At 72.7% G+C, this 22,389-nt stretch carries 18 protein-coding genes and 1 pseudogene; 11 read left to right on the top strand and 8 right to left on the bottom strand.

Annotated elements, in window-relative coordinates; all coding sequences use genetic code 11:
* Positions 1 to 57: 57 nt before the first annotated feature.
* On the bottom strand, positions 58 to 1,422 hold the full coding sequence (locus FF36_RS23300) for an ABC transporter substrate-binding protein (RefSeq protein ID WP_044887287.1): 1,365 nt from the start codon (positions 1,420 to 1,422) through the stop codon (positions 58 to 60).
* A gap of 312 nt (positions 1,423 to 1,734) precedes the next feature.
* Here FF36_RS23300 and FF36_RS23295 point away from each other — a divergent pair, with 312 nt between their 5' ends.
* From FF36_RS23295 to FF36_RS23280, 4 genes are all read left to right on the top strand, one after another.
* Positions 1,735 to 2,532, top strand: coding sequence for an SDR family oxidoreductase (locus FF36_RS23295; protein WP_044887286.1), 798 nt, complete (start codon positions 1,735 to 1,737; stop codon positions 2,530 to 2,532).
* Between the two features lie 283 nt (positions 2,533 to 2,815).
* A complete protein-coding gene (locus FF36_RS23290; RefSeq protein ID WP_044887285.1) occupies positions 2,816 to 5,608 on the top strand; it encodes a branched-chain amino acid ABC transporter permease/ATP-binding protein in 2,793 nt (930 codons plus the stop codon).
* A 389-nt stretch (positions 5,609 to 5,997) separates the two neighbouring features.
* A complete protein-coding gene (locus tag FF36_RS23285) occupies positions 5,998 to 6,708 on the top strand; it encodes an ABC transporter ATP-binding protein (protein ID WP_236706046.1) in 711 nt (236 codons plus the stop codon).
* Positions 6,709 to 6,819: 111 nt separating this feature from the next.
* Positions 6,820 to 8,124 (top strand): ABC transporter substrate-binding protein, encoded by a 1,305-nt coding sequence (locus FF36_RS23280; RefSeq protein WP_044887284.1) that lies wholly within the window; start codon positions 6,820 to 6,822, stop codon positions 8,122 to 8,124.
* 60 nt (positions 8,125 to 8,184) lie between these two features.
* Here the strand turns inward: FF36_RS23280 and FF36_RS23275 are convergent, their stop codons facing one another.
* The 3 genes from FF36_RS23275 to FF36_RS23265 form a co-directional block, all read right to left on the bottom strand.
* Positions 8,185 to 9,039 (bottom strand): FadR/GntR family transcriptional regulator, encoded by an 855-nt coding sequence (locus tag FF36_RS23275; protein WP_339325620.1) that lies wholly within the window; start codon positions 9,037 to 9,039, stop codon positions 8,185 to 8,187.
* Between the two features lie 114 nt (positions 9,040 to 9,153).
* The gene (locus FF36_RS23270) at positions 9,154 to 11,436 is read right to left on the bottom strand and encodes an acyl-CoA dehydrogenase family protein (RefSeq protein ID WP_044887283.1); all 2,283 of its coding nucleotides are present in this window, start codon (positions 11,434 to 11,436) and stop codon (positions 9,154 to 9,156) included.
* Between the two features lie 119 nt (positions 11,437 to 11,555).
* Positions 11,556 to 12,770, bottom strand: coding sequence for a CaiB/BaiF CoA transferase family protein (locus FF36_RS23265; protein WP_044887310.1), 1,215 nt, complete (start codon positions 12,768 to 12,770; stop codon positions 11,556 to 11,558).
* Positions 12,771 to 13,205: 435 nt separating this feature from the next.
* Here FF36_RS23265 and FF36_RS23260 point away from each other — a divergent pair, with 435 nt between their 5' ends.
* From FF36_RS23260 to FF36_RS23240, 5 genes are read left to right on the top strand one after another with little or no spacing between them, the layout of a single operon-like run.
* A complete protein-coding gene (locus FF36_RS23260; protein WP_044887282.1) occupies positions 13,206 to 13,835 on the top strand; it encodes a nuclear transport factor 2 family protein in 630 nt (209 codons plus the stop codon).
* The gene (locus FF36_RS23255; RefSeq protein WP_011604680.1) at positions 13,832 to 14,584 is read left to right on the top strand and encodes an SDR family NAD(P)-dependent oxidoreductase; all 753 of its coding nucleotides are present in this window, start codon (positions 13,832 to 13,834) and stop codon (positions 14,582 to 14,584) included. Before FF36_RS23260 ends, FF36_RS23255 begins: the two co-directional genes overlap by 4 nt.
* On the top strand, positions 14,568 to 15,473 hold the full coding sequence (locus FF36_RS23250; RefSeq protein ID WP_242422773.1) for an SDR family NAD(P)-dependent oxidoreductase: 906 nt from the start codon (positions 14,568 to 14,570) through the stop codon (positions 15,471 to 15,473). The genes FF36_RS23255 and FF36_RS23250 overlap by 17 nt, the downstream gene beginning before the upstream one ends.
* A 46-nt stretch (positions 15,474 to 15,519) precedes the next feature.
* Complete coding sequence (locus FF36_RS23245; RefSeq protein WP_044887281.1) at positions 15,520 to 16,401, top strand: LLM class F420-dependent oxidoreductase; 882 nt, start codon at positions 15,520 to 15,522, stop codon at positions 16,399 to 16,401.
* The gene (locus FF36_RS23240) at positions 16,398 to 17,441 is read left to right on the top strand and encodes an SDR family NAD(P)-dependent oxidoreductase (RefSeq protein WP_236706022.1); all 1,044 of its coding nucleotides are present in this window, start codon (positions 16,398 to 16,400) and stop codon (positions 17,439 to 17,441) included. The genes FF36_RS23245 and FF36_RS23240 overlap by 4 nt, the downstream gene beginning before the upstream one ends.
* Before the next feature lie 33 nt (positions 17,442 to 17,474).
* Here the strand turns inward: FF36_RS23240 and FF36_RS23235 are convergent, their stop codons facing one another.
* Positions 17,475 to 17,834 (bottom strand): winged helix-turn-helix transcriptional regulator, encoded by a 360-nt coding sequence (locus FF36_RS23235; RefSeq protein WP_011604684.1) that lies wholly within the window; start codon positions 17,832 to 17,834, stop codon positions 17,475 to 17,477.
* A 29-nt stretch (positions 17,835 to 17,863) separates the two neighbouring features.
* Here FF36_RS23235 and FF36_RS23230 point away from each other — a divergent pair, with 29 nt between their 5' ends.
* A complete protein-coding gene (locus FF36_RS23230) occupies positions 17,864 to 18,769 on the top strand; it encodes an enoyl-CoA hydratase/isomerase family protein (protein WP_236706023.1) in 906 nt (301 codons plus the stop codon).
* Between the two features lie 6 nt (positions 18,770 to 18,775).
* Here FF36_RS23230 and FF36_RS41110 read toward each other — a convergent pair whose 3' ends face one another.
* The 3 genes from FF36_RS41110 to FF36_RS23215 all read right to left on the bottom strand — a co-directional run bounded on the left by FF36_RS41110 (position 18,776) and on the right by FF36_RS23215 (position 21,621).
* Entirely contained in the window at positions 18,776 to 19,045 is a 270-nt protein-coding gene (locus FF36_RS41110; protein ID WP_173667305.1) for a hypothetical protein, read from the bottom strand.
* A 17-nt stretch (positions 19,046 to 19,062) separates the two neighbouring features.
* Positions 19,063 to 19,839, bottom strand: coding sequence for an SDR family NAD(P)-dependent oxidoreductase (locus FF36_RS23220; RefSeq protein WP_044887279.1), 777 nt, complete (start codon positions 19,837 to 19,839; stop codon positions 19,063 to 19,065).
* A gap of 339 nt (positions 19,840 to 20,178) precedes the next feature.
* Positions 20,179 to 21,621, bottom strand: a complete 1,443-nt coding sequence (locus FF36_RS23215) for a TetR/AcrR family transcriptional regulator (RefSeq protein WP_277912979.1) — start codon at positions 21,619 to 21,621, stop codon at positions 20,179 to 20,181.
* Between the two features lie 548 nt (positions 21,622 to 22,169).
* Between FF36_RS23215 and FF36_RS23210 the strand changes: the two are divergent.
* A pseudogene (locus FF36_RS23210) lies at positions 22,170 to 22,389 on the top strand (SDR family mycofactocin-dependent oxidoreductase); the annotation flags it as partial.

Below are 22,389 nucleotides of genomic sequence, written 5' to 3'. Positions count from 1 at the left end.
GGGGCCAGCGGCCCCGGAGCGCCCGTCTGCGTGTGCTGCCCGCTTTGGCGGGGACCGTCAGCTCGCGCCGAGCTTGAAGATCCCCGTGGTGTCGAGGGAGCGGAAGTTCGTCAGCGTGCCCTGCTTGTCGGCGTCCGCGATGAACCCGGTGGTGGAGCAGATGTTCGGCGAGATCGAGTTGGCCTTGCCGTTGCACTGGAAGTCGGCGCCACCGCCGAGCGCGTACGTGGTGGGCGGCATGGTGTGCAGCGCCGTGGCGATGGCCGCGGAGGAGACGTCCGTGCCGGGCACCGAGTTCACGCCCCGCACCAGGCTCAACATGCCCTGGTAGCCGCTCATGCTGATCGAGTCGATCTTCAGGTTCTTGCCGTAGGCGCCGATCACGGCGTTGAACAGCTTGAACTCGGGGGTGGACGGGTCGACGTTGGCCTGCGCGATGATGTCGACGCCGGCGAAGCCGCCGGGGATCGACGCGCCGTGGTCGGCGCCGATGCAGCGGTCCAGCGCGGTGATCGGCGCGGTGATGCCGAGGGCCTTGATCGCCTTGATGGCGCTGGCGCAGAACGTCGGGTCGCCGATCACGTGATACATCGCCGGCTTGTTCTTCTGCGCGGTCTGGACCTGCGGGGTCATGTCGGCGGTGCCCGGCGGGATCGCGATCACCTCGGCCTTGGCCCCGGCGTTGGCGAAGAACGGCGGGACGAGCTGCTTGGCCGGGTCGCTGGCCGCGGGCACGTCGATGACGAACACGGCGGCGCTGGTGAGCTTCTTGTCCCGGGCGAAGGCGGCCGGGGTGCCGAAGGAGGCCAGGGGGTTGCCCCAGATGAACACGTTCTTCGTCGTCAGGGTGGCCTGGGTCGCGACGAGGTTCATGCCCACCGGGATGCCCGCCGGCGCGACGATCTTCAGCCAGGGGTCGGTCTGCCCGGGGCTGCCAGCCCCGACCGCGGCGACCTTCTCCCGCAGGAACTGGTTGCCGCAGGCCTGCGCGTTGGCCGGGACGGACTTGTCCTCGCAGGTGACGAGCTCGATCTTGTGGCCGCGCAGGCCGCCGAGGTGGGCGTTGGCGTAGTCGACCACGGCCTGGGCGGCCCGGATCTCGCCGGAGGTGTCGACGGCCTGCGTCCGGCCGGTGCTGACCCAACCGATCTTGACCGGGGTGTCAGTGGCGGCCTTGGCGGGGCCGAGCAGGCTGCTGTCAGCCTTCGTCGTGCTGCCCGTGCCGCCCGTGCTGCCCGTGCTGCCTGTGCTGCTGCCGCCACCGCTGCTGCCGCCGCAGGCCGCCACGCCGGTGGCGACCGCCACGGCGAGCGCCACGGCCGACAGGCCGGCGCGGGCGCGCCCGCCCGAACGGGACAGGTGCCCGCGGGAGCGGGTCGGACACGTGCGCCGAAGCGGTAATCGCGAGCTGGAGATATGCACGCTGGAACTCCTCATGGTGTTCGGGAAGTGCCCGGGGGCCGGCCTGGGGTGGTGGTGCGGGAGCCGAGCCCCGCGACGGGCGACGGGCCGTCGAGTCCGTCGGACGCGTGGCCGCTCGGAGGTCGGTCGGTCGAAGCCGGCTGACGTCCGGCCGCGATTGTGGCTTAGGTCACGTTGTGTTGTCAATGAGCTGTTGTGATCACCGTTGCGGGCGCCCGGTTGGCGCACGTGCCAGGATGGGAACGCCGTTCCCGGCCGGTGTGCGCGGGCACGGCGGCAGGCTGGAACCGTCCCGGTGGGAGAGGCAGAACAGTGGACCTTGGCATTCGTGACCGGGTGGCGCTCGTCGTCGGTGGCAGCAAGGGGATCGGGCTCGAGGTGTCGAGGATGCTCGCCGCGGAGGGCAGCCGCGTCGCCGTCGTCGCCCGCACGCAGCGCCACATCGACTCGGCCGTCGCGTCCATCGCGCAGGCTGGTGGCGAGGCGGTCGGGGTGTCGGCGGACATGAGCACCGCCGAGGGCATCACCTCGGCCGTCGCCGAGGTCACCGAGCGCCTCGGGCCCCCGCTCATCGTGGTCACCCAGGCCGACTTCCACGTGCGCGGCTTCTTCGCCGAGATCACCCGGGCGGAGGACTACGTCGACTCCTACCGGACCTACACGCTCAGCCAGGTGCACATGCTGCACGCGGTCCTGCCGGGGATGCAGGAGGCCGGCTTCGGGCGCTACGTCCACATCGGCTCGGCGACGGCCAAGGAGCCGCAGAACAAGCCACCCCACACGGTGGCCAACGCCACCCGGCCGTCCACCGTCGGCCTGCTCAAGAGCGTCGCCGACGAGTACGCCCGCCACGGCATCACCATCAACACGATCGCCCCGGGCTGGATCGCGACGAAGACGACCAACTGGTACCTGTCGACCCACGAGGGCCTGACCGAGCCGGACGCGCGCCGCGAGTGGATGATCGAGACCGCGGGGGTGCCGGCCGCCCGGCTCGGTGAGCCCGAGGAGATCGCCTCGTCGATCGTCTACCTGTGCTCGCGCCAGGCCGGCTACCTGACCGGGCACTACATCGCCGTCGACGGGGGCCACCACCGCTCGGCCTTCTGATCGGTCTGCCTGCCGGGTGCCCGCCGCGGACGCAGCGTGACGCCGGGTGCGGAGCGGGTCCTCCGGCTGGCCGCGAACCGGCCGTTTGCCGCCCGTTCCGCCGCAGGTCACGGCATCGCTTGACAGGCTGTGAAGTAAGACACAAGAATCCAATGAGTTTAACTCAATCGGGGGGCCGGCGAGATCCGTCACGCGCCCCGAGGTCCTGTCGAGGCGCGGTGATCCGCGACCTGCGCAGGCCTGAGCGCCCCTCCCGCTCTGGGACGATCCTGCGGAGTGACTTTTGAGTCAACACATTGTTTTCCTGCTCCTCGGCCTCGGCAACGGTGCGGTGTTCGGTGCGCTCGCGCTCGCGCTCACCATCACCTACCGAAGCTCGGGGATCATCAACTTCGCGACGGGCAGCATCGCGCTGCTCGCCGCCTACGTCTATGCCTACCTGCGCTCCGGCGAGCTGATCAACCTGATCCCCGGCACGCCGACGACCATCGACATCGGTGGCGATTTACCGATGGGTGCCGCGCTGCCGATCGCGGTGGCGCTCTCCGCCCTGCTCGGCCTCGGGCTGCATCTGGTGATCTTCCGGCCGCTGCGCAACGCGCCACCGGTCGCCAAGGCGGTCGCCTCGCTCGGCGTCTCGCTGGCCATCACCGCCCTGATCGCCGCGCGGATGGGGACCACCGCCGTCGCGGTCGACCCGATCTTCCCGACCGACCTGTGGAAGGCCGGTTCGATCAACGTTCCGAGCGACCGGGTCTACCTGGCGATCACCGTGCTCGCGCTCGCCGCCGTGATCTCGCTCGTGTTCGCCCGCACCCGCTTCGGCCTCGCCACCCGCGCGACGGCGTCGAGCGAGAAGGGCGCCTACGTCAGCGGCATCTCCCCGGACCGGGTCGCCGCCGGCAACTGGATGATCTCCTCGGCGGCGGCCGGGCTGGTGGGCATCCTCATCGCGCCGATCGTCCCGCTGATCCCCGTCTCCTACACCCTGTTCATCGTCCCCGCCCTGGCGGCGGCGATCATGGGTCGGTTCCAGCACGTCCTGTGGGCGACGGTCGCCGGCATCGTCATCGGTGCCCTGCAGTCCGAGGCCCAGTACCTGCAGAACAACTACGACTGGCTGCCGTCGTCCGGCCTGCCGGAGCTCGTCCCACTCGTCCTGATCCTCATCGTCCTCGTCGTGCGCGCCCAGCCACTGCCCGGCCGCGGAGCGGTCATCACCCGCAACCTCGGCCGTGCCCCTCGACCGCACAACGTGGTGCTGCCGACCGTGGTTCCGACCGTGCTCGGTGTCGTGGGCCTCATCGCGTTCACCGGCGACCTGCGTGACGGGCTGATCTCCACGTTCGTCTACGCCGTCATCGCGCTGTCGGTCGTGGTCGTCACCGGCTACGCCGGGCAGGTGTCGTTCGCGCAGCTCCCGCTCGCCGGGGTCGCGGCGTTCCTGGTCGGGCCGATCTCCGAGCACCTGCACATCGCCTTCCCCTTCGCGCCGATCGTCGCCGCGCTCGGCGCCACCGTCATCGGCGTGGTGATCGGCCTGCCCGCGCTGCGCATCCGTGGACTGACGGTCGCGGTGGTGACCTTCGCGCTGGCGTTCGCGCTGGAAGCGCTGTGGTTCCGCAACCTCGACTTCGTCGGCTCCTCCGGCGCGTCGGTGCCCAACCCGGAGATCTTCGGGTGGGACCTCGGCGTCGGCAGTGGCTCGGACTTCCCCCGGGTGACGTTCGGGGTGGTCTGCCTGCTCGTGCTCGTGCTCGTCGGGCTCGGTGTGGCCTGGCTGCGCACCAGCACGCTGGGCTCGCAGATGCTCGCCGTGCGCGCCAACGAGCGCTCCGCCGCCGCGGCCGGCGTCAACGTGGTGCGGGTCAAGCTCGCCGCGTTCGCGCTCGGGGCGTTCATCGCGGGCATCGGCGGGGCGCTGCTGGCCTACAAGTACGGCAACGTCACCAACGACCCGTTCACCGCCATCGTCGGGCTGACCTTCTTCGGCACCGTCTACCTCGCGGGCACGACCTCGGTCTCCGGTGGGCTGCTCGCCGGGGTCACCGTCGTCAACGGGCTGGTCTACGCGCTCGTCGACAAGGTCGTCTCCACCGGGGTCTGGTACGAGGCGGTGGCGGCGCTGCTGCTGATCCTCACCGTCGTGTTCAACCCCGAGGGCATCGTCGGCCCCGCCCACCAGTTGATCGAACGCCGCCGCTCGCGGGCCGCGAACATCCGGTCGGACGCGCTCGTCGCGCCCGAGGACGCCGTGGTCGCGCAGGCCGACGAGATCGTCGCCGACGCCGCGGCGGCGACCGCGACGCCGGCGGTCACCTTCGACGACGCCGGCGAGCCCCTGCTGACCGTGCGCGACCTCACCGTCCGCTACGGCGGTGTGCTCGCCGTCGACGGCCTGTCCCTGGCCGTCCCGCCGGGGCGGATCGTCGGCCTCATCGGCCCGAACGGCGCCGGCAAGACGACGGCGATCGACGCGATCAGCGGATTCGCCCGGGCCACCGGCAGCGTGGCGCTCGCCGACCAGGACGTGTCGGTGCTGCGTCCGCACGAACGGGTCCGCGCCGGGCTCGGCCGGACCTTCCAGGCGATCGAGCTCTACGAGGACCTCAGCGTCCGGGAGAACGTCAGCGTCGGGCTGACCGCGGGCGCCTCGCGGCGCCAGGCCGGCAGTTCCAGTTCCGAGGAGGTCGCGGCGACCCTCACCCTGCTGCGGCTCACCGCCGTCGCCGACCGTCCTGCCGGCGAGCTCTCCCAGGGCCAGCGCCAGCTCGTCTCCATCGCCCGGGCCCTCGTCGGGCGCCCCCGGGTGCTGCTGCTCGACGAACCCGCGGGTGGTCTCGACACGGTCGAGAGCCACTGGCTCGGCCAGCGGCTGCGCGACATCCGCGCCAGCGGCGTCACGATCCTCATGGTCGAACACGACATGAGCCTCGTGCTCAGCCTCTGCGACGAGATCCACGTGCTCAACTTCGGCAAGGTGATCGCGCACGGCACCCCGGCGGAGATCCGCAGCCATTCCGCGGTCGCCGAGGCCTATCTCGGCAGCACCCACGCGGAGGAGGTGTCGGCATGACCGCGACGAACGAGCCGACTGCGAACGAGCCGACCGCGACGAGCGAGCCCGGCGTGACGAACGAGCCGACTGCGACGAGCGAGTCGACCGCCACCGAGTCGACCGCCACCGAGTCGACCGCCACCGAGTCGACGGTGGCGAAGGACGCGGTGGCGAGCAAGCCGGCGGGCACGACCGAGCCGACCCCGGCGGAGAAGCCGACCGCCGCGCCGACGGCGGCCGCCGAGCCGACCCCGGTGAAGGAGGTGGCCGCGGCGAAGGAGGTGGCCGCGGCGAGCGAGCCGGCGGTGATCCCCGCGGCGGCGAAGGAGCCGGTCGTGGTGAAGGAGCCGGTCGCGGGTACCGCCGCGGTGGTGGCTGGCGGGGCCGGGACGGGCGCCGCCACGCCGCTGCTGGACGTGCGTGGGCTGGAGGCCGGCTACGGCGCCGTGCGGGTGGTCCGGTCGTTGGACCTGACCGCCGACAGTGGGACCGTGCTGGGCGTTCTCGGCCCGAACGGCTCCGGCAAGACCACGATGATGATGACCCTCGCCGGGCTGCTGCCGCGGCTGGGCGGCGAGGTGCTGGTGGACGGCACGCCCGTGCCGGGGGGACGGCCGGCGGCGGCGAACCGGGCCGGCATCGTGCTCGTCCCCGACGACCGTGCGCTGTTCCCCGATCTCGACGTCCGGGAGAACCTCGTCGTCGCCCGGCGTTCCGGGGGATACAGTCTCGACGATGTCGTCGAGCTGTTCCCGAGCCTGGGCAAGCGGCTCAGCGTCGCGGCGGGGGCGTTGTCCGGCGGGGAGCAGCAGATGCTCGCCGTCGCCCGCGCGCTCGTGCAGAAGCCGCGGGTGCTGCTCATCGACGAGATGAGCATGGGTCTCGCACCGGTGATCGTCGAGGGCCTGCTGCCCGTGGTCCGCCGGATCGCCGACGAGACCGGGGCCGTCGTCATCCTCGTCGAGCAGCACGTCCAGCTCGCGCTGGAGGTCGCCGACCAGGCGATCGTGCTCGTGCACGGCGAGGTCGTCCGCAGCGGCCCGGCCGCCGACCTCGCCAACGACCGGGCCGGTCTCGAGGCCGCCTACCTGGGAGCCGAGGCGGGCGCCTCCGCCTGACCCCCCACATCCTTTCTGGCCCGCAGCACGCACCATCCGCGCGGTCCGTGGGCTGTTCGGTCCACGGACCGCGCATCCATGTAGTTGATGAGATGACTAAGGAGCACCACCGTGCGCTTGTTACCGCTTCGTTTCACGTCCGCCGGCCGGCTGGTCGCGCGGCCGCGTACCCGCACCGCGCTGACCGGCGTCCTGCTCGCCACCTCGCTGGTGGCCGCCGCCTGCGGTGGCAGCAGCGGCGGTGGCAGCAGCGGCGGGACGGCGAAGGCCGACTCGGCGCTGCTCGGCCCGGCGAAGGCCGCCACCGGCACCCCGGTGAAAATCGGCTGGATCGGTACCGGCCACACCCAGGCCGTGGACGCCTCGGCGGAGGAGAGGTCGGCGCAGGCCGCCGCCGACTACGCCAACGCCCACCTCGGTGGACTGCGCGGGCACCCGATCGAGATCGTCAGCTGTGAGGACAAATCCGTCCCCGCGGACGCGCAGGCGTGTGGCAACACGTTCGTCCGCGAAAAGGTCTCCGCCGTGGCCGGCGGCAGCCCGGGGCAGGCCGACCCCTGGATCAAGATCGTCTCTCCCGCCGGGATCCCGACGGTGCTGAACCTGGTCGCGACGCAGACCGCGCTGTCGACGAAGAACGTGTTCCTGCTCGGCAACCCGCTCGGGCCGTTCGGCACCGCGGCGGCGTACGCGCGTGAAGCCAAGCTGTCCCCGGCCGTCGTGCTCGTCATCGACGTGCCCGCGGCCAGCGGCCCGGCCAAGGCGCTCTCGCCGATCTTCTTCAACAACGCGGGCAGCAAGGCCACGGTCATCGCGATCCCGCCGGGTACCGCCGACATGACCCCGCAGATCCAGACCGCGCAGAAGGACAAGCCCGCGCTGTACCACATCACGGGTGACCCGACCTTCTGCGCCAGCGCGATCAAGGCGATCAAGGCTCTCGGCATCAAGGCCACGATCACCGCGCTGGACCGCTGCGTCGGCTCCGACAAGGGCGCCTCGATCCCCGGCGGCTTCGAGGGTGTCAAGATCATGGGTCAGGCCAACCAGGACCCGACCACCGCAGAGTACAAGCTGTACTCGGCCGTGATCGACGCCTACGGCAAGGGCCTGAAGACCGTCGACGCCTACACCGTCAGCGGCTACCAGGGCATGCTCGGCCTGATCCGCGCGGTCAACGCCGTGCCGGGCACCGACGTGACGCCGGCCGGGGTCACCACGGCGATCAAGACGGCGCCGGCCACCCCCTACCCGATCGGTGGCGGGGCGACCTTCCAGTGCAACGGCAAGGCGAGCCCGGTGTCGGCGAACATCTGCTCGACCACCGGATTCGTCGCCGACGCGTCCAAGACCGGCACGTTGTCGAACTTCCGCACCATCGACGCGACCGGAATCTACAAGCTCGGCGCGAACTGACCCGTTCGTTGCTGAGCTGACCGCCGAGGGCGTGGGCTGCGTGAACCGCGGCTCACGCCCTCAGGCGAGCAGGTCGAGGGCGGCGGCGTTGCGGCCGCCCCCGTCGAGGTAGGCGGCGCCGGCCCGCAGATGGCGCCGCCACAACGCCTGTGCACCGGCCGCGTCCCGTTCCTCGAGCAGATCGACCAGGGCGTGATGCGCCCGGATGGTCGCCCGCTCGGTGTCGGCCTGCACCGGTGTCCCGAGGTCGCTTTCGACCGCGGACCAGGTGGCCCGGTCGACGATCTCCCTGAGCATGCCGATGAGCAGCTCGAGGGTCTCGTTACCCGCCAACCGGACGACGAGGGCGTGGAAGTCGTTGTGCAGCCGGACCGTCTCGGCCGGATCGGCACCGTGGCGCTCCAGCGCCGCGCGCAGCAGGCTCAGGTCGGCGCGGGTGCGCCGGCGGGCCAGCAGCCCCGCGACCGGCGGCTCCAGGTACAGCCTCGCCTCCCACACGTCGGCGACGGTCGTGCCGCGATGCTCCAGCACCAGCCCCGCGTAGCGGGCCGCGACCTGGGGGCTCGGTGTCTGCACCCGCGCCCCGCCGCCCGCGCCGCGGCGCACCATGATCAGCGACTCCGCCTCCAGGATGCGCAGCGCCTCCCGCAGCGTCGGCCGGGACACCCCGTACTGCTCGACGAGCAGTGCCTCCGTCGGCAGCGCCTGCCCCTCGACCAGCTCGCCGCGCACGATGCGCTGGCGCAGGTCGGCCGAGACCAGCTCGGCCATCTTCGGCACCCGCAGCCGCTGCCCCACGACGCCGACCCCGCCCGCGCCGACCCCGCCGGTCCCGCCCGCGGCGGTCCTGGCCGCGGCGGTCCTGGCCGCGCTGCCGGTGACGCCCCCGCCCACGTCGGGCTCGGCTGCTGGCATGCGCGTCTCCTCGGTGGGGCCGATCTCCAGGCTACCGGCCCGACGCGTGTCCGAGGCCGAGGGCCGACCTGGGCCCGGCTCCGCGGCACCCCGTGATCGCCGCCTGGTCGCAGGTCAGCGGGGCATGCCGAGGACGCGTTCGGCGAGGATGTTGCGCATGATCTCGGTGGTGCCGCCAGCGATCGTCGCCGACCGCGACAGCAGGTACTCCCGCTGGGCGCGGTGTCCCGTCGAGTCGGCGATGCCGGCGAGGCCGAGCGCGGCGAGATGCGTCTCGCCCTGGTGCTGCGTGGCCCGCGACCACAGCAGCTTGATGACCGAATGCTCGGCGCCGGGCGCGCCGCCCTCGGCGATGCGGCCGAGCGCGCGGCTGCCGAGCAGGCCGACGAGGCGGGCCTCGACGAGCCGGTCGGTGAGCTCCAGGCGGGTCTGCTCGTCCAGGCCGTGCCCCGACAGCGCCGTCACCAGGTCGTCGACGGACTGCTCCAGCCCGGCGGCGAGCTCGATGACACCGGCCCGCTCGAAGCCGAGCGTCGTCATCGTGACCGTCCAGCCGGCGTGCAGCGGGCCGAGCAGCGCGCTGCGCGGGACGCGGACGGAGTCGTAGAACACCTCGGCGAAGCCGCTCTCGCCGGTGATCATCGTGATCGGGCGGCGGGTGATGCCGGGCAGGTCGAGGGGCACGAGCAGCGCGGAGATCCCGCGGTGCGGGGCCGCGTCCGGATCGGTGCGGGCCAGCAGCAGGCAGTGGGTCGCCTCCATGCCCTCCGACGTCCACACCTTCTGCCCGGTGATGACGAACTCGGCGTCGTCGCCGTCGCCGACGAGCTCCGCCCGGGTGCGCAGCGAGGCCAGGTCGCTGCCCGAGCCCGGCTCGGAGAAGCCCTGGCACCAGATCTCGGTGCCGGCCTGAATCGCCGGCAGGTGCGCCTTCTGCGCGGGCGTGCCGTAACGCATGAGCGTCGGGGCGACGTTGTTCAGGCCGAGGACGCCGCCGAGCGGCTGCGGCGCCCGGTGGGTCGCCATGACCCGGTCGCAGGCGACCTGGTCGACGATGCCGAGCCCGCGCCCGCCGTACTCCACCGGCCACTGGGGGGCGACCCAGCCGACCGAGTGCAGCGCCTGCTGCCAGGCCATCCGGGCGGGAAACGACACCTCGTCGCCCCAGCGCTCGCGCCAGGCGGGCAGCAGGGCGGCGACGTGCCCGGCGAGCTCGGCGGCGGGCCCGGAGTCGGGCACGCTCAGCGCCGGGCGGGCCCCGGCGCCGCGCCGCGTCGGGTCGAGCCGGGCGCGGTGCGCGGCGGCGCCGCCGAGTAGCGGCGCGGTGGCCGCGGCGCGCCGCAGGTACAGGTGGACCTCGTGCTCCCAGGTGAAGCCGATCCCGCCGAGGACCTGCAGGTACTCGTTGGAGACGACGTGGGCGGCGCGGCCGGCGGCGAGCAGGGCCAGCGCCAGGGCGTCGTCGAGCTCGGCTGGGTCGGCGGCGGCGTCGAGGCGGGCGGCGAGGTGGCGGGTGGCCGCGCGGGCCTGCTCGACCTCGGCGAGCATCTCGGCGCAGCGGTGCTTGATGGCCTGGAAGGAGCCGATCGGCCGGCCGAACTGGTGGCGGTCGGCCGCGTAGGCGACCGCCCCGGTCAGGCAGTGCCCGGCGAGACCGGTGAGCTCGGCGGCCAGCGCCAGCGCCGCGGTGGCCTGGCCCCGGCGCACCGCCGCGAGCGCCTCGGCGCCCGTCGCCAGCACGGTGCCCGGGGTGTCGTGCAGGGTCAGCGTGCCGAGCGGCCGGGTCGGGTCGACGCCGGCGACGCGGGTCAGGTCGAACCCGGCCGCGCCGGCGTCGACCGCGACCAGCAGCGGACCGCCCGATGCCTCGGCGAGCACCAGCACGTGGGCCGCCTCCGGCGACAGCACGGCCGAGACCTCGCCGGTGAGAGCCACCGGCGCACCGTCCGAGGGCGCAGGGGATGCCGCGGCCGCACGCACCGAGCCGGGCGCGCCCCACAGATCCTCGTGCGCGGTCCAGGCGAGGGTCGCCGCCGTTCCCTCGGCGACGGCGGCGAGCAGCGCCGACGCCGCCGCGCCGGGCAGCGCCTGCAGGGTTCCCAGCGCCGCGGCGGCGCCGATGCTCGGCACCGGCGCGAGCACCGCGCCGACCGCCTCCAGGGCGACGGCGAGATCGGCCCAGCGGCCGCCGGCGCCGCCCTGCTCCTCGGCCAGCGGCAGGCCCGCCAGCCCCACCTCGGCCAGCGCCGCCCACACCGGCAGCTCCGAGACCTGCGCCGGGTCGGCGATCTGCTTGTGCCGCTCGTCGGCGGGCCAGTGGCGGGCGAGCTGGCCGGCCACCGCCTCGGTGAGCGCGGCCTGATCCTCGGTGTCGGCGACCCCGACCTGGTCGATCACTGCTGGATACCTCGTGGGGCTCGGCGGGAGGCGCCGGGGGCGCCCCGCGGGGATGACGGAGCAGTACGCGCGGCGGTGGTCCGGGCGTGCGTCGCCGCAGCCCGGACCGCCGTGATCGCTCAGGACGTGGCGCCGTTTTCCTTGAACTCGATGATCTTGTCCCAGTCGTACCCGAGCTCGAGGAGGATCTCCTCGGTGTGCTGACCGTGCTCGGGGGCGGCGGTGAGTTCGAGGTGCTTCTCGTCGAACTGCACCGGGCTCGCCGCGACGGAGAACGTGTTGCCGTTGCCATCGGTGATCTTCGGCAGGTAGCCGTTGGCCTGGACCTGCGGGTCCTGGTGCAGCTCGGGGGCGGTGCGCACCGGGTCCCAGACGCCGTCGAAGTCGGCCAGGACCTTCTCCCAGTGCGACAGCGGCGCCGACTCGAAGGTCGCCCGCAGCTCGGCGATGCACTCGCGCCGGTTGACGAAGCGGACCTTCGCGTCGCTGTACCGGGGGTCGTCGATGAGGTCAGTGCGGCCCAGACGGGTGCAGAAGTCCGCCCAGAAGCGGTCGGCCTGCAGCAGCACGACCGCGAGGAACCGTCCGTCGCCGGTGCGGTAGAGGTTCGCGACCGGGTTGGGCATCTCCTCGAGCTGGAACTTCGGGATCGGGGCGCCGGTGACGCCCGCCCCGACGATGTCCGGGGCGAGCTGCCAGATCGCGGCGGCCAGCAGGGACACGTCGACGACGGGCGCCTCGCCGCTGCGCTCGCGGCGGAACAGCGCCGCGGCGATGCCGCCCGCGAGCGCGAAGCCGCCGTAGGTGTCACCGAAGGCGGGCCGCTGCGGCGCCGGCCAGTCGCCCTCGTGCGGGATGAGCGAGTCGCCGATGCCGCCGCGCGACCAGTAGGCGGCCATGTCGTAGCCGCCGCGGCCGGCCTGCTCGCCGCGCGAGCCGTAGCCGTGCCCACGGGCGTAGATGATCTTCGGGTTCCAGGCGCGGACGTCGTCGACGTCGATGCCGGCGCGGGCGCGGGAGTCGGGCAGCAGGTTCGTGACGAACACGTCCGACTGCGCGACCAGCTTCTGCAGGATCTCGCGGCCGGACTCGCTGCCGATGTCCAGGCCGAGGCTGCGCTTGCCGCGGTTGGGCTGCTCGATGAAGTGGTTGATGCTGCCGGCACCGGCGACGATGCCAGAGCTGATCAGGCCGCGCTGCGGGTCACCCGTGACCGGGTGCTCGATCTTGACGACGTCGGCGCCCCAGTCGGCGAGCACGGCGCCCGCCGACGGGACGAACGTCCACGTCGCCACCTCGACGACCCGCACGCCGGCCAGGATGTCCTGCTTCATCGGATGTCCTGCCTCATCGGCTCCGGTCTCCTCGAACAGTTCGATGTCCATACGGACTGAGCTATGACGGACTGATCTCTACAGTGTGTGTCGCTGATGTTCCGAAGGCGGATCGGTCGGCCGTGGCGGCGGCGTGACCGGTCCGGATGACGTTCCGGACGCATGCTGAATCGCCGCGCCCGACGGCCCCACCGGTCGAGCATCCTGCATGTTGACATGACCGTCAAACGTCGCTCCAATGACGGTGGCGAGGCCAGCGGCGGCCTCCCATGGAGGTGGGCGAGCGATGACGACGGACATTCCCGACTTACGAGGCCAGGGAACTGCCCGCGTACTGTCCGCCACCGGGCAGCTCGGGGGCCGAGCACCCGCCGAATCTGTCGCTCCCGTCAACATCGTCGGTCCCGCTGCCCGCGACGCGCGCCAGGCCTGCCGGTGAGCGCGCTGACGGGCGGGCCGGCCACGGCCGCGGACGAGGCCGCCATCCGCCGGGTGCTGCTGGAGTACTGCCGCGGCATCGACCGGCTCGACCTCGAACTGGTCCGCGGCTGCTACTGGCCGGAGGCGACCGACCGGCACGGGCCCTTCACCGGCACCCGCGACGAGTTCATCGACTGGGTCGGTCCGCTGCTGGGTCGCCAGACGATGACCATGCACCATCTCGGCAACGTCCTCGTCGACATCCCCGCCGGCCACGACGTCGCCGACGCCCACGTCGCCGTCGCCGAGAGCTACGGCGTGGCCTACCACGTGGGCGAACCCGCCGGCGACGTGCGGTGGAACTACGCCGCGGGCTTCCGGTACGTCGACCGGTTCGAGCGCCGCGACGGGCGGTGGCGCATCGCCGACCGGATCACCGTCATCGAGTGGGTCCGGCCCTGGGACGCCGACCGCGACCGGATCACCAAGTTCGGCGAGCACCTGCCGCGGCGCGACCGCACCGACCCGCTCTACGCCACCCTGCAGGCGGCGGCAGTAGGGGAAACGGCGGCAGTAGGGGAAACGGCGGCAGTGCGGGAAACGGCGACAGTGCGGGAAACGGCGACAGTGCGGGAAACGGCGTGAGGCTGGCCGAGACGGTTGCCCTGGTGACCGGCGCCGGGCAGGGCGTCGGGCGCGGCGTGGCGCTGGCGCTGGCCGCCGAGGGCGCGGCCGTCGCGGTCGTCGGGCGGACGCTCGCCAAGTGCGAGGCCGTGGCGGCCGAGATCGTCGAGCGGGGCGGGCGGGCGATCGCGGTGCAGGCCGACGCGGGGGTCCGCGCCGACGTGGACGCCGCCGTCGCCGCGGTGCGCGCTGGTCTCGGCCCGGTGACGAGCCTCGTCAACGTCGCGCAGACCACCCGGTACGGCTCGATCCGCCGGCTCACCGAGGACGACCTGGACGCCGTCTGGCAGTCGGGCCCGGTCGGGTCGCTGCGGTTCATGCAGGCATGCTTCGACGACCTGCGGGCCAGCAAGGGCAGCGTGGTCAACTTCGGCTCGGGCAGCGGGCTGACCGCCCGCCCCGCGATGGGCGCCTACGCCGCGGTCAAGGAGGCGCTGCGGACGATGAGCCGCGTCGCCGCCGCCGAGTGGGGCCGCTACGGCATCCGGGTCAACGTCGTCTGCCCGCTCGCCGGCTCGCCCGGCTTCGACAGCTGGACCGCCGACCTGCCCGATGCCGCGGCGAGCCTCGCCGCCCAGGTGCCGCTGGGCCGACTCGGCGACGCCGAGGCCGACGTCGGCCGCGCCGTGGTCTTCCTCGTCGGCCCGGACGCCCAGTACATCACCGGCACGACCCTGATGGTCGACGGCGGCTATGACTACCTCCGGTGAGCCGACCGGCCGCGCCGGCGCCCAGGGCCCGTTAGCCGGCGGTTCGTCGGCGGGCGGTGCGTTGGCCGGCGAGGTCGCGCTGGTCACGGGCGCGGGTTCGGGGATCGGCGCGGCCAGCGCCCGCCGGCTCGCCGCCGAGGGCGCGGCGGTCGCCGTCACCGACCTTGCCGAGGCGTCGGCGGCGCGGGTCCGCGACGAGATCGTCGCGGCCGGTGGGCGGGCCGTCGCGCTCGCCCTCGACGTCGCCGACGAGGCCGCCGTGCGCGACTGCGTCGAGCGGGTCGTGGCCGAGCTCGGCCCGATCGGCGTGCTGCACAACAACGCCGCCGCGACCGCGCTGTCCGGCGGTGGCGGCGACGCCGAGGTGCTGACCATGACCGCGGAGCTCTGGGACGCGACGATGGCCGTCAACGTGCGGGGGCCCATGCTGCTGGCGCGCGCCGTGCTGCCCGCGATGATCGCCGCCGGCCGCGGGTCGATCGTCAACACCTCGTCGGGGGCCGCCGCGGCCGCCGAGCACCTGCGCCCCGCCTACGGCGCGTCGAAGGCGGCGCTGGAGTCGCTGACCCGCAGCATCGCCACCCGCTACGGCCCGGTCGGGGTGCGCTGCAACGCCATCGCCCCGGGACTCGTGCTGACCGACACCGTCCGCGGCCCCGGCCGCGGGCTGCGCCGGATGCGCGCCGTGTTCGCCGCCCACACCCCGTCCCCGCTGGGCACGCCCGACGAGGTCGCCCGGGTCGTGGCGTTCCTCGCCTCCGACGCCGCCCGTTACGTCAACGGGGTCGTGCTGCGCGTCGACGGCGGGATGGGCGCCGCCCAGCCCTACCTCGCCGACCTGCTCGGCCGCCACGCCGCGGTCGAGGACGCCCCGACCGTGAACTCCTGAGGAGAGCCTGTGACCAAGTGGGGCACGCGATGAATCGGGGCACGCGATGAAGTGGGGCATCGTCTTCGCCAGCACCGGGTTCCCCGACCCCGAGGACGCCGTGGCGCTCGCCGTCGCGGCCGAGCAGGCGGGGTTCGAGTCGCTGTGGGCGCCGGAGCACGTCGTGCAGTCGCGCCGCACCGACGCCACCCCGTACCGCGGCGTCACCAACGGCAGCATGGACCGGCTGTCGCGGCGCGGCGGCATGCCCGACCCGCTGATCTGGCTGACCTACGTCGCCGCGGTGACCAGCCGCATCCGCCTCGGCACCGGCGTGCTGATCCTGCCGGAGCACCAGCCGACGGTGCTCGCCAAGACCGCCGCGACCCTCGACCATCTGTCCGGGGGCCGGCTGATGCTCGGCATCGGCGTCGGCGAGCTGCCCGAGGAGTACGCCGCCGTCGGCATGGAGTTCCGCAACCGGGGCCGGCGCATGGACGAGTACATCGACGCCATGCGCGTGCTGTGGCGCGACGACACGGCGACCTTCGCCGGCGAGCACGTCAGCTTCGACCAGGTGGAGTGCCGGCCGTGGCCGGTGCGCCGGGCGATCCCGCTGTTCGTCGGCGGGGCGTCGGAGGCGGCGATCCGCCGTGCGGCGACCCGCGGCGACGGCTACTTCCCGTTCGTGTTCCCCGGCCAGGACCCGCTCGTCGAGCTGCCGAAGCTGCTCGCCCGGGTCCGCGAGGAGACCAGGGCGGTCGGGCGCGACCCCGACGCCATGGAGTTCACCGCGGGCGGGGCGCGCAACGTCGAGGAGGCGAAGGTGTACGCCGACTTCGGCGTCCACCGGCTCACCGTCGCCGTGCGCGGGCGCACGATCGCCGAGATGCGCGACGACGTCGCCCGCCTCGGCGACGTGCTGGTCGCCCCGACGGCGGACCTGTGACCGCGGCCGACCTCCCCGCGTCGTCGTCCACCGCGCCGGCGTCGTTTCTGGGGCACGCGTCCTCTCCGGGGCTGGCGTCGTCCCAGGAGCCGCTGTCGTTCGCGGGGCGCACGGTGCTCGTCACGGGTGCGGGACGCGGTGTCGGTCGGGCGCACGCGATCGCCTTCGCCGCCCGCGGGGCCGCCGTCGTCGTCAACGACCTGCCGGGTCCCGCCGGCGGTCAGGGCGAGGGTGCTGATGGGGCCGAGGGGGCCGAGGGGGCCGAGGCCGTCGTCGCCGAGATCCGCCGGGCCGGGGGCAGGGCCATCGCGCACCTCGGCGACGTCGCCGAGCCGGGGGTCGCCGAGGCGCTGGTCGAGCGCGCGTTCGCCGAGTTCGGCCGGGTGGACGTCGTCGTCGCGAACGCCGGCATCGACCGGATCGTGCGGCTGCGCGAGGTCACCGCCGACGTGCTGAGCGAGTTCTTCCGGGTGCACGTGCTGGGCACCTGGGCGCTGTGCTCCGCCGCCTGGCCGCACCTGGTGCGGCAGGGCTACGGGCGGATCGTGACGACGACCTCGGCCGCCGGCTACTTCGGCCTGGCCGCCGCGCTGCCGTACACGGTCGCGAAGGGTGCCCTGCACGGCCTGACCCAGACGCTCGCCCTCGAAGGCGCCCGGCGTGGCATCACAGTCAACGCGGTCGCGCCGTTCGCGGCGTCACGGCTGGCCGCCGACCGGACCCGGTCGCGGCCCGAGATGTACGCCGCGATCGAGCGGGTCGCCCCGCCGGCGTCGGTGGCCGCGGTGGCGCTGTGGCTCGCGCACGAGTCGACGACCGTCACCGGCCTGGCCTTCGAGGCCGGCATCGACGCGGTCGACCGCATCGCGGTGGCCACCGGCGACGTTCTCACCGTCGACGGTGCGCTGACCCCCGAGGACGTCCGCGCCGGCGCGGCGCTGCTGACCGGAGGCGCCGTCACCGTGCCCGCCCTCGGCGCCGCCGACCGCCCCCTGACCCGCCGCCTCACCGAACGCGCCGCCGCAGCCGCGTCGAGGTGAACGGCGCCGTCCTGCGCGAGACAGGCCGGGATGTCACGTGTCCGCACGTCGCTCGTCGTAGTGACAGCGGGCGGCCTCGACTGCGTCGAGATGACCGACGGCCCATTCCAGGATGGCGTGCACAGGGGACCGAAGGGTCCGGCCCAGGGGGGTGATGCGGTATTCGATCGCCACCGGATCCGTGGACACCACCGCTCGTTCGACCATGCCGTTGCGCTCCAGTCGTCGCAGGCAGGCGGTCAGTGACTTCGGGGTGACGGCGGGCATGTCCTGCCGGAGTTCGTTGAAGCGTCGGGGACGGTCGCACAGTGCGGCCAGTACCAGCAGGGACCACTTGTCGAAGAGTTGGTCGAGCAGATGTCGGCCGTCGCCGTCGAGCGTCACGTCGGGCACGTCGGTCTCCCTCGCGATACCTGATTTCGTTGAAGTATATCCGTACTACTAGATATACCTCAGATACCTACCAGTCTGACGGCGAAACGGGAATCATGACTGACGCATACTCGACCCTCAAGATCTCTCTCGCCGGCGGCGTGGCGTACGTCGTGATCGACAACCCTCCCATCAATCTGCTCGACGCGGCCCTGATGACGGACCTGGACCGGTTTGCGGACGCCATGTCCGGCGCCCACGACATCCGGGTGATCGTTTTCGACAGCGCGGATCCGGACTTCTTCGTCGCGCACGGCGACATGACGGCCGCCGACGACCCCGCGGCGTTCGTTGCGCTCCCCCTCGCGCCCGAACAAGACCAGTCCCTCAACCCGATGATGCGCCTGCACGAACGCATCCGGTCGCTGCCGCAGATCACCATCGGCAAGCTGCGCGGACTGGCCCGCGGCGGCGGTGCGGAACTGCTGTCCGCGATGGACCTGCGGTTCGCCTCGCTCGAACGCGCCGCAATGGCCCAGATGGAGTGTCGGCTGGGAATCATCCCGGGCGCGGGAGGCACTGCCTACCTGCCCGGTCTCGTGGGGCGCGCACGCACCCTGGAGATCATCCTCGGCGGGCAGCTGGTCGATGCCGCGACCGCGGAACGGATTGGATGGGTGAACCGGGCCGTGCCGGACACCGAGCTCGACCACGTCGTCGACACCCTCGCCGCCCGCATCGCCGCTCTTCCTCCCGGCGTCGCCCGCGCCGCGACCGAAGCGGTCGACACCGCGGTCGAATCGACCACGCACGGCCTGCGGAAGGCCAACGAGCTCCTCAAGGGACTGTTCGACGAACCCGCCGCAACCCGTCTCGCCAGGGCTGCCCTGGCCGCCGGCGCGCACACCCGCGACGGAGAGCGCCGCCTCGAGGCTCTTGTCGACGACATCACGTGAGAACTCCTACCGAGATGCCTTCAGGCGTCGCCGGCAGATGAGTGCGCATCCGAGGGTGAGGAAGGTCTCGTGGATGTCGTCGCGTATCTCCCAGCGGATGTGCAGGCGGCGGAACCCGTGCAGGTGGGCGAACGAGCTCCGCCACCCGGCGTTGGGTACCGAGCCCGGAGCCGTTCTCGGTGCCGGACGGGCGATCAGGGGTTTGACGCCGAGGTCCAGGATCAGGCGGAGGTACTTGTCGTGGTTGGAGCCGCCGGGCCCCGTCCGCGGTTCCATGGTCGGACGGTTCTGCGTCAGACGGATTTCAGCATGCCACCGTCGATCACAAGTTCCGTGCCGCTCATGTTGGCGACCCGTCCTGAGGCCAGAAAGACCACCAGGTCGGCGATCTCCTCCGGGCGGGTGAACTGGCCTGTCGATACACCGATGGACGACGGGATCTGGTCGATGTAGTCCTCCAGTGCGACGCCGGCCCGGCGCGCGAACATGTCGCCCGGGCCGCCCGGCGCTGTCCACAGGTCCGTCAGCACCGGACCGGGAGAGATCGTGTTCACCCGCAGCCCGCGGCCGCCGAACTCCTCCGCCAGCGCCTTGCCCAGGTTCGACACCGCCGCCTTGAGCGCTGACTGTGCCACGAGCCGCGGCTGCGGCAGTCTGGCGTTGACCGAGCTGATGTTCACCACCGCGCCGCGGTGCTCCAGCAGGCTCGGGAGCGCCGCGCGTGTGGTTCGGACCGTCGGCATGAGCGTCATGGTGAACGTGTGCTGCCACGCGTCGTCGTCGAGTTGCAGGAAGCCGCCCGGAGGCGTCGAGGTACCCGCGACGTTGTTGACAAGCAGATCAATTCTGCCGTGTCGGTCCAGAGCGTGACGAACCAGCTGTTCCGGCGCCTCGGGAGCACCAAGGTCCATTTCGAGGGCGTCTGGCGCCAACTCCTTCAGTGCGCTGGTGATCGTGCGGCTCGCCGCGACGACGGCATAGCCCTCCCTGACCAGGGCCTGCACGATGGCAAGACCGATTCCGCGGCCTGCACCAGTCACCACGGCGACGCGTGTTTCCTTGATCGTCATCTGACAGGTCTTCCACTCTGCGGCGGCAATTCCGAACAAGCCTTTACAGACTAGCGGCGTCACTCACCCGGGAGCAGGCAGAGTATCGCCACGCTATCGGCCATTTTTGTCAATTCACTGATGAGGCGATGCGTGGGATGGGTGATCTGCAACGTGGTCGAGGGCGGCCGTCGCCGTCCGGACGCCTTCGCCGTACGAGGCAGCCGCCGCGCTGGGCCGCTGAAGCCACCAGCCGTAGCTGAAATGATCCCTTCAGGAGGGCGTTCGCCGACCGCTGGGACGTCCGGCCGCCGGGTGATCCAGTCAGTGGTCAGGACCCGATGCTATGGATTACTCGGGTCACCTGCCGGTCCTGGGGTGTTCCGCCCGTCCGCTGGTAACCGTCGCGTCCCGCAGGCCGAGGACGCCGCGGGCCATCAGCAGGGTCAGGCAGTGCAGCACCTGCTCGCGGGTGAGCACCGGATGGCGCAGCCAGGCGTTGTAGGGGAACTCGGTGAGCACCGTCCACAACACGATCGTCATGGTGGCGGGCGTCGCGGTGGCCGGCGTCGCTGTGGTCGGTGGTGCGGTGGTCGGTGGTGCCGCGGTCGGCGTCGTCGCGGTGGGCCAGGGGGTCGGCAGGCGGGCGGCGACGTCCTCGAGGTGAAGGCGCACCGCGCGGGCCAGCGGCCACAGCGGCGGGTTGTCCAGGATCTCGCAGGTCCAGATGTGGAACACGGTGCCGTGCCGTTCGACGATGCGCAGCCAGTCGTCGAGCCAGCGGGTCAGCTCGTCGACGGTGCCCACGGCGAGCAGCGCGTCGAAGTGGTCGCAGATGTGCACTGCGGCGCGGTGCGCCAGCGTCGTGAAGATGGCCGTGCGGTCCGCCCAGTAGCGGTAGAAGGTTCCGTGCGCGACGCCGGAGCGGGCGATGATGTCGTTGACGCTGGTGCCGGCGAGCCCGCGCTGCTCGAAGGCCGCGACCGCCGCCTCAGTGATCGTCTCTACGGTGGAGCGCCCCCGACCGGTGACGGATCTGCGCAGCCCCGGCGGCAGCGGCGCGTCCCGCTGCGCGGGGACCTCGCCGGATGACGGGCCGGCGGTGCGAGCCGTGCCGGTGGGACCGACGACGCCGGCGGCGCGGGCCAGCGCGGCGAGATCCGGCCGGGGGACGAGGCCGGCGGGGGACGGGCCGGGGGAGCGCGGGGTTGGCCCGCAGGAGCGGGGGGCCGGTTCGGGGGCGGGGAAGAACGAGCGGTGGATCATGCCCGCGAGGGCGTCGTGCAGCGCCTCGTCCTCGTCGGGGTGCCGTGCGATCTTGCCGCGGGCGTCGGAGACGATGTGCGTCCACTCGACGATGCAGATCACGGCGACGGAGAGCACCCGGGTGTCCACCCCGCCGGTGTCGGCGCGGGCCAGCCGCGGCGGCAGGCTCGCGGCGAGCACCTGCAGGTACTCCTCGGACGGGTTGTCGACGGACGCGTTGTCGACGAGGGCGGCCTCCGCGGTGGACAGCGGCCATTCGGCGAACACCGGTGAGTGGCGGCGCAGCACGGCGCCGAGCTCGCCCAGCCAGGCCCGGAACACCACGAACCCCGCTGGTCCCGCGCTGAGCACCGGCAGCCGCTGGAAGTGGTCGACCAGGTCGACGCCGAGCTCCTCGAAGAAGATCCGGAAGACCTCCAGCTTGCCGCGGAAGTACTGGTAGAAGGCGGCGTCGGAACGGCCGGTGGCCTCGGCCACCGCCTGGACGCTCGTGCCGTGGTAGCCGCGTTCGACGAACAGTCGCCGCGCCGCGGCGATGATCTCCTGGCAGGCGCGGGCGCCCTCCGCGCCGATCGCCTGGCTGGCCGGATACGGGGCACGCCGGCGCTGCGGCAGCCACGCGTCCCCGCCAGGAGCGAGCGTGACCCTTTCGGCGGGGNGCGNGTCCCTGTCGGGGGTGGGGGAGTCGGCGTCCGTGGCGTCCTGGCGCGGGCCGAGCGTGGGAAGCGGATCGGGCGTGGGAAGCGGATCGGGCGTCGGCAACCCGGCCTCCCTCGGGCCTCGTCGCAACGAGCGGTTCCCGGACGGTGATCCCGGCATCGCGTTGCGTGTGCAACGAGTGTATGCGGACGGGCATTGCACCAGGTGAAGAGGTGTCCGTGGCGGCCTGCGGCGATCGGGGCCCACCCCGGGGTTCCAATATGACAGGTGTCTTACTAGTGTGGTGGCTCACAGGCGGCCNGCGCTCGGGGGGNGCGCGCGGCCCCGCCGGCCGGACCACCGGCCGCACCATCCGTGCCGTCCGACCGGACCCCGCCCCTGCGGGCCACCGGTCCGCGGCCGACAGAGGCGAGAGAAGAGCATCCATGGGCTTGTTGGACGACCGGGTCGTGTTCATCACCGGGGCGGCGCGCGGGCAGGGCCGCTCGCACGCGGTGACGTTCGCCGAGCAGGGGGCGAACATCGTCGGCGTCGACATCTGTCGCGACCTCGAAGCCGTGCCCTACAAACTGGGCACCGCCGAGGACCTGGCCGAGACGGCCCAGCTGGTGGAGAAGGCCGGCGGGCAGATACTCACCGCCGAGG

Source organism: Frankia torreyi, assembly GCF_000948395.1.
Lineage (GTDB): Bacteria > Actinomycetota > Actinomycetes > Frankiales > Frankiaceae > Frankia > Frankia torreyi.
This window is presented reverse-complemented; position numbering and strand designations above follow the sequence as displayed.

Bases quoted from the DNA above. Each gene is read 5' to 3' on its own strand.
- FF36_RS23275 (WP_339325620.1), bottom strand. From the start codon at position 9,039: ATGCCAGCAGCCGAGCCCGACGTGGGCGGGGGCGTCACCGGCAGCGCG.
- FF36_RS23250 (WP_242422773.1), top strand. From the start codon at position 14,568: ATGACTACCTCCGGTGAGCCGACCGGCCGCGCCGGCGCCCAGGGCCCG.
- FF36_RS23245 (WP_044887281.1), top strand. From the start codon at position 15,520: ATGAAGTGGGGCATCGTCTTCGCCAGCACCGGGTTCCCCGACCCCGAG.
- FF36_RS23220 (WP_044887279.1), bottom strand. From the start codon at position 19,839: ATGACGATCAAGGAAACACGCGTCGCCGTGGTGACTGGTGCAGGCCGC.
- FF36_RS41110 (WP_173667305.1), bottom strand. From the start codon at position 19,045: ATGGAACCGCGGACGGGGCCCGGCGGCTCCAACCACGACAAGTACCTC.
- FF36_RS23265 (WP_044887310.1), bottom strand. From the start codon at position 12,770: ATGAAGCAGGACATCCTGGCCGGCGTGCGGGTCGTCGAGGTGGCGACG.